Source organism: Pseudomonas sp. 24 E 13 (assembly GCF_900004715.1).
Lineage (GTDB): Bacteria > Pseudomonadota > Gammaproteobacteria > Pseudomonadales > Pseudomonadaceae > Aquipseudomonas > Aquipseudomonas orientalis_A.
Genome location: NZ_CVTO01000100.1, coordinates 1 through 4,440, shown reverse-complemented (window position 1 = coordinate 4,440; position 4,440 = coordinate 1). Strand labels below are relative to the sequence as shown.

Sequence of the window (4,440 nt, the reverse complement as noted above, 5' to 3'; positions counted from 1 at the left end):
AAGAGCGGCTCGCTTCGCATCGTGGTTACGGTTGGGCGCTGCTGAGTTGTGTAGATACCTATGCCCCGATTGCCGAGTGTCAGTCACTGCATCTTTTGACTGACACACCACCATCGAGGGCAAGCCCCCTCCCACATTTTTTCCTGCTGCGTTGGTTAGAACGGTTCCTGGCGCGGAAGGCGCTGGGACAGTTCATCGAGCAACTTCTGCTCGCGCTTGTCTTCAATCGCCCGCGCTTCATCGATATAGCGCTGCACCAGCTTGCGCAACCCTTCGACGCGGGCAAACGCCTGTTGCCAGCTTTCGCGGGCCTTGTCGAGGTTGTTCTGGTGCCAGGCCAGGCTCTGGCGCTGTTGGCCGACGGCGGTTTCCAGCTGATTGAGAAAGCCCTGATACCCCATCAGCCACTGGCCCGACACGCCCTTGCTGCCGCGTTCGATCCACTGTTGCTGATATTCGAGGCGAAAGCGCTCCAGGTCGCCCAGTTTGCTCTCCGCCAGGCGTACCTGGCCCTGGAAATACCCCAGGCGCTGCACGGCGGTTTTTTCGGCCTTTTCGGCCATTTCCACCACCGGGGCCAGGCGCGCGGCGCGGCTGTTGGCCATGGGTTAGCCGCCCGGCGCGGGGGCGAAGATGGACTGCAGATGCGCTTCGCTTTCGCCCATGCTGATCTTGTCGTTAAGGCCCTGGCGTAGATAAGTCACCAATTGCGGCTGCAGGGCAATGGCCAGGTCGGTCTCGCGATCGCCACCGGCCACGTAGGCGCCGACGCTGATCAGGTCGCGGCTCTGCTGGTAACGCGACCACAGTTGCTTGAAGTATTGTGCGCGGGCCATGTGTTCCGGCGTGACCACCGCCGGCATCACCCGGCTGATGGACGCTTCGATATCGATGGCCGGGTAGTGCCCCTCTTCCGCCAGGCGTCGCGACAGCACGATGTGCCCATCGAGCACGCCCCGCGCCGAGTCGGCAATCGGGTCCTGCTGGTCATCGCCTTCGGACAACACCGTGTAGAACGCGGTGATCGAGCCCCCGCCGGCCTCGGCGTTACCGGCACGCTCCACCAGCTTGGGCAGTTTGGCGAACACCGACGGCGGATAACCCTTGGTCGCGGGTGGCTCGCCGATGGCCAGGGCGATCTCGCGCTGGGCCTGGGCGAAACGGGTGAGCGAGTCCATCAGCAACAGGACATTCTTGCCCTTGTCGCGAAAATATTCGGCGATGCGCGTGCAGTACATGGCGGCGCGCAGGCGCATCAGCGGTGCGTCATCCGCCGGAGAGGCGACGACGACGGAACGCTTGAGGCCTTCTTCACCCAGGCTGTGCTCGATGAATTCCTTGACCTCACGGCCCCGCTCGCCGATCAGTCCGACCACGATGATGTCGGCCTCGGTAAAGCGCGTCATCATGCCCAGCAACACCGACTTACCCACACCGGTACCGGCGAACAGGCCCAGGCGCTGGCCGCGACCGACCGTCAATAAACCGTTGATGCTGCGAATGCCCACGTCCAGCGGCACGCTGATGGGGTTGCGGTTGAGCGGGTTGATGGTGGGGCCGTCCATCGGCACCCAGTCCTCGGCCTTCATGCCGCCCTTGCCATCCAGCGCACGCCCGGCGCCATCGAGTACACGCCCGAGCATGCTCATGCCCATCGGCAAGCGCCCGGTGTCGGCCAGGGGCACCACACGGGCACCCGGAGCGATACCGGCGAGGCTGCCCACCGGCATCAGGAAAATCTTGTTACCGGAAAAGCCCATCACTTCGGCTTCGACCTGCACCGGGTGGTAGCTGTCGTCGTTGATTACCATGCAGCGGCTGCCCATGGCAGCGCGCAAGCCCTCGGCCTCAAGCGTCAGGCCGACCATGCGCAACAGGCGCCCTTCGAGGACCGGCTGGCCGGGCAACTGCGTGGCCTCAGCGTAGCTGTCCAGGCGCTTGGCGAAGCTGGTGCGATCAAGGCGCATCGGTGGCGTCCAGGTCAACGCTCAGGTCAGGCTCGGCCGGGTGCAGCGCCTGTTCATGCAACTGGTCGAACAGCTTGGCCATGATCTGGCTGATGCGGGTTTCCACCGTGGCATCGATGCGGCTGTGCTCGGTCTCGACGCGGCAACCGCCAGGCAGCAGCGCGGCGTCCTCGACGATGCGCCAGGTTTCTTCATGGCGCTCGCGCAAGGCTTTGACCTGCTCGAAATCCTGCGGGTTGATGTACAGCCGCACATTGCCCACGCCCAGGGGCAGCAGCTTGAGGGCTTCGCGCATCACGCTTTCGATCTGGCTGGAATCGAGCACCAGTTCACGCTGGATCACCTGGCGGGTGATGTGCTGCACCAGGCCGACCATGGATTTTTCCAGCTGCGAGTCCTGTTCGGCGATGGGGTCGAACAGGTTGCCCATCAAGCGCTCCAGGCTACCCAGCTTGACGCTGAGGGCCTCTTGAGCCTCCTGACGGACCTTGAGGGTGGTGCTGCGAAAACCATCTTTTTCACCCGCCGCGAAGCCTTCGTTGTAAGCCTCCTGGCGGATGGCTTCCAACTCTTCAAGGGTCAGCGGCTGGACTTCTTCCAGCGGCACTTCTTCCATCTGTGCCGGCGCTTCCTGCACCGGTTCAGGCTCTGGCTGCGGCACGTGGGGGTCGAAGCTGGGCAACGACCAGATGTCGAACCCGCCGACATCCCGCGCGCGAATCAGATCGCTGGGCGTCTCATCTTTGTTCGACATGCGGGGCGCCTTAGATCATTTCTTCGCCGCCCTTCCCGCCGAGAACGATTTCTCCGGCTTCGGCCATACGGCGGGCAATGGTGAGGATTTCTTTCTGCGCGGTTTCCACGTCGCTGACGCGTACCGGGCCCTTGGCTTCGAGGTCGTCGCGCAGCAGTTCGGAGGCACGCTTGGACATGTTCTTGAAGATCTTTTCCTTGACGCCCTCGTCCGAGCCCTTGAGCGCCAGCACCAGCACGTCGGACGACACTTCGCGCAGCAACGCCTGGATGCCACGGTCGTCGACATCGGCCAGGTTGTTGAACACGAACATCAGGTCTTCGATCTGGCCGGACAGGGTGTCGTCGATCTCGCGGATCGAGTCCATCAGCTGGCCTTCGACCGAGCTGTCGAGGAAGTTCATGATGTCGGCCGCCCGCTTGATGCCACCCAGGGTGGTGCGCGAGGCATTCGAGTTACCCGAGAACTGTTTCTCGAGAATCGTGTTGAGTTCTTTGAGCGCCGCCGGCTGCACGGTGTTCAGCGACGACACGCGCAGGATGATGTCCAGGCGCACTTTATGGTCGAAGTGGCCGAGCACTTCACCGGCCTGGTCCGGGTCCAGGTAGGCGACGACAATGGCCTGGATCTGCGGGTGCTCGTAGCGGATCACGTCGGCGACGGCGCGCGGCTCCATCCATTTGAGGCTGTCCAGACCGCTGGTGTTGCCGCCCAGCAGGATGCGGTCGATCAGGCCGTTGGCCTTGTCTTCGCCCAGGGCCGAGGTGAGCATTTTGCGGATGTAGCTGTCGGAGCCGACGCCCAGGCTGGTCTGGTCGCCGACGATCTCGACGAACTCGCTCATCACCTGCTCGACTTGCTCGCGGTGCACATTGCGCATCTGCGCCATGGCCACGCCCACGCGCTGGACCTCTTTGGGGCCCATGTGGCGCAGCACTTGGGCAGCGTCGGTTTCGCCCAGCGACAGCAGCAGCACGGCGGCTTTGTCGACCCGGGAAAGCTTGGCCACAGCGACTCGATCATTCATCAGCGTTAATCCACTCTTTCACGACCTGGGCCACACGGCCCGGGTCTTCTGCCACCAGACTCTTGATTGCGTTCAACTGAGCGTCATAGCCTTCGCTCGGGCTTGGCAACAGGATGCTTTGCGGGCCGCCCAGGCTGACGCGGTCGTTGGCCAACTCGCCATCCAGGCCGCCCATGCCGCCCAACTCGACGTCGCCACCGGCCAGGGCGAGCTGTTTCTTGCTGCCACCGGTGATGTTGTTGAGCACCGGGCGCAGCACGCCGAACACCAGCACCAGGATGAACAACACCCCCAGCACTTGCTTGACGATGTCCCAGAACCACGGCTGGGTGTAGAACGCCGGGTCGGCGATCACTTCGCCGCGCTCGACGGAGAATGGCATGTTGATCACGCTGACGCTGTCGCCACGGCTGGCGTCGAAACCGACGGCGTCCTGCACCAGGCGGGTAAAGCGCGCCAATTCATCGGCGCTCCATGGCGCGCGGGTGATGGCACCGTCAGCGGCGTTGACCTTGACCTGGTCATCGACCACCACCGACACCGACAGGCGATTGATCTTGCCCTGCTGCTGCTTGGTGTGGCTGATGGAACGGTCGAGCTCGAAGTTCTTGGTGGACTGGTTACGCTTGTCCGCCGGGTAAGGCGCGAGCATCGGCTGGCCGGTGGCCGGGTCCATGATCTGCTGGCCGTTG

At 63.5% G+C, this 4,440-nt stretch carries 5 protein-coding genes; all 5 read right to left on the bottom strand.

Translation table 11 applies throughout. The features are described from left to right. Positions 1-155: 155 nt before the first annotated feature. Positions 156-605 carry a flagellar export protein FliJ gene (gene fliJ, locus BFP90_RS08600; protein WP_065884550.1) on the bottom strand — a complete coding sequence of 150 codons (450 nt, stop codon included), beginning with the start codon at positions 603-605 and terminating at the stop codon, positions 156-158. 3 nt (positions 606-608) lie between these two features. Continuing rightward, positions 609-1,967 (bottom strand): flagellar protein export ATPase FliI, encoded by a 1,359-nt coding sequence (fliI, locus tag BFP90_RS08595; protein WP_065884549.1) that lies wholly within the window; start codon positions 1,965-1,967, stop codon positions 609-611. After that, positions 1,957-2,721 (bottom strand): flagellar assembly protein FliH, encoded by a 765-nt coding sequence (fliH, locus tag BFP90_RS08590; protein WP_065884548.1) that lies wholly within the window; start codon positions 2,719-2,721, stop codon positions 1,957-1,959. Before fliH ends, fliI begins: the two co-directional genes overlap by 11 nt. Positions 2,722-2,731: 10 nt before the next feature. Next, positions 2,732-3,748 (bottom strand): flagellar motor switch protein FliG, encoded by a 1,017-nt coding sequence (fliG, locus tag BFP90_RS08585; RefSeq protein ID WP_057721344.1) that lies wholly within the window; start codon positions 3,746-3,748, stop codon positions 2,732-2,734. Continuing rightward, the coding region (locus BFP90_RS08580) for a flagellar M-ring protein FliF C-terminal domain-containing protein (RefSeq protein WP_305118396.1) at positions 3,741-4,440 on the bottom strand (700 nt) is incomplete at its 5' end. The genes fliG and BFP90_RS08580, both read right to left, overlap by 8 nt.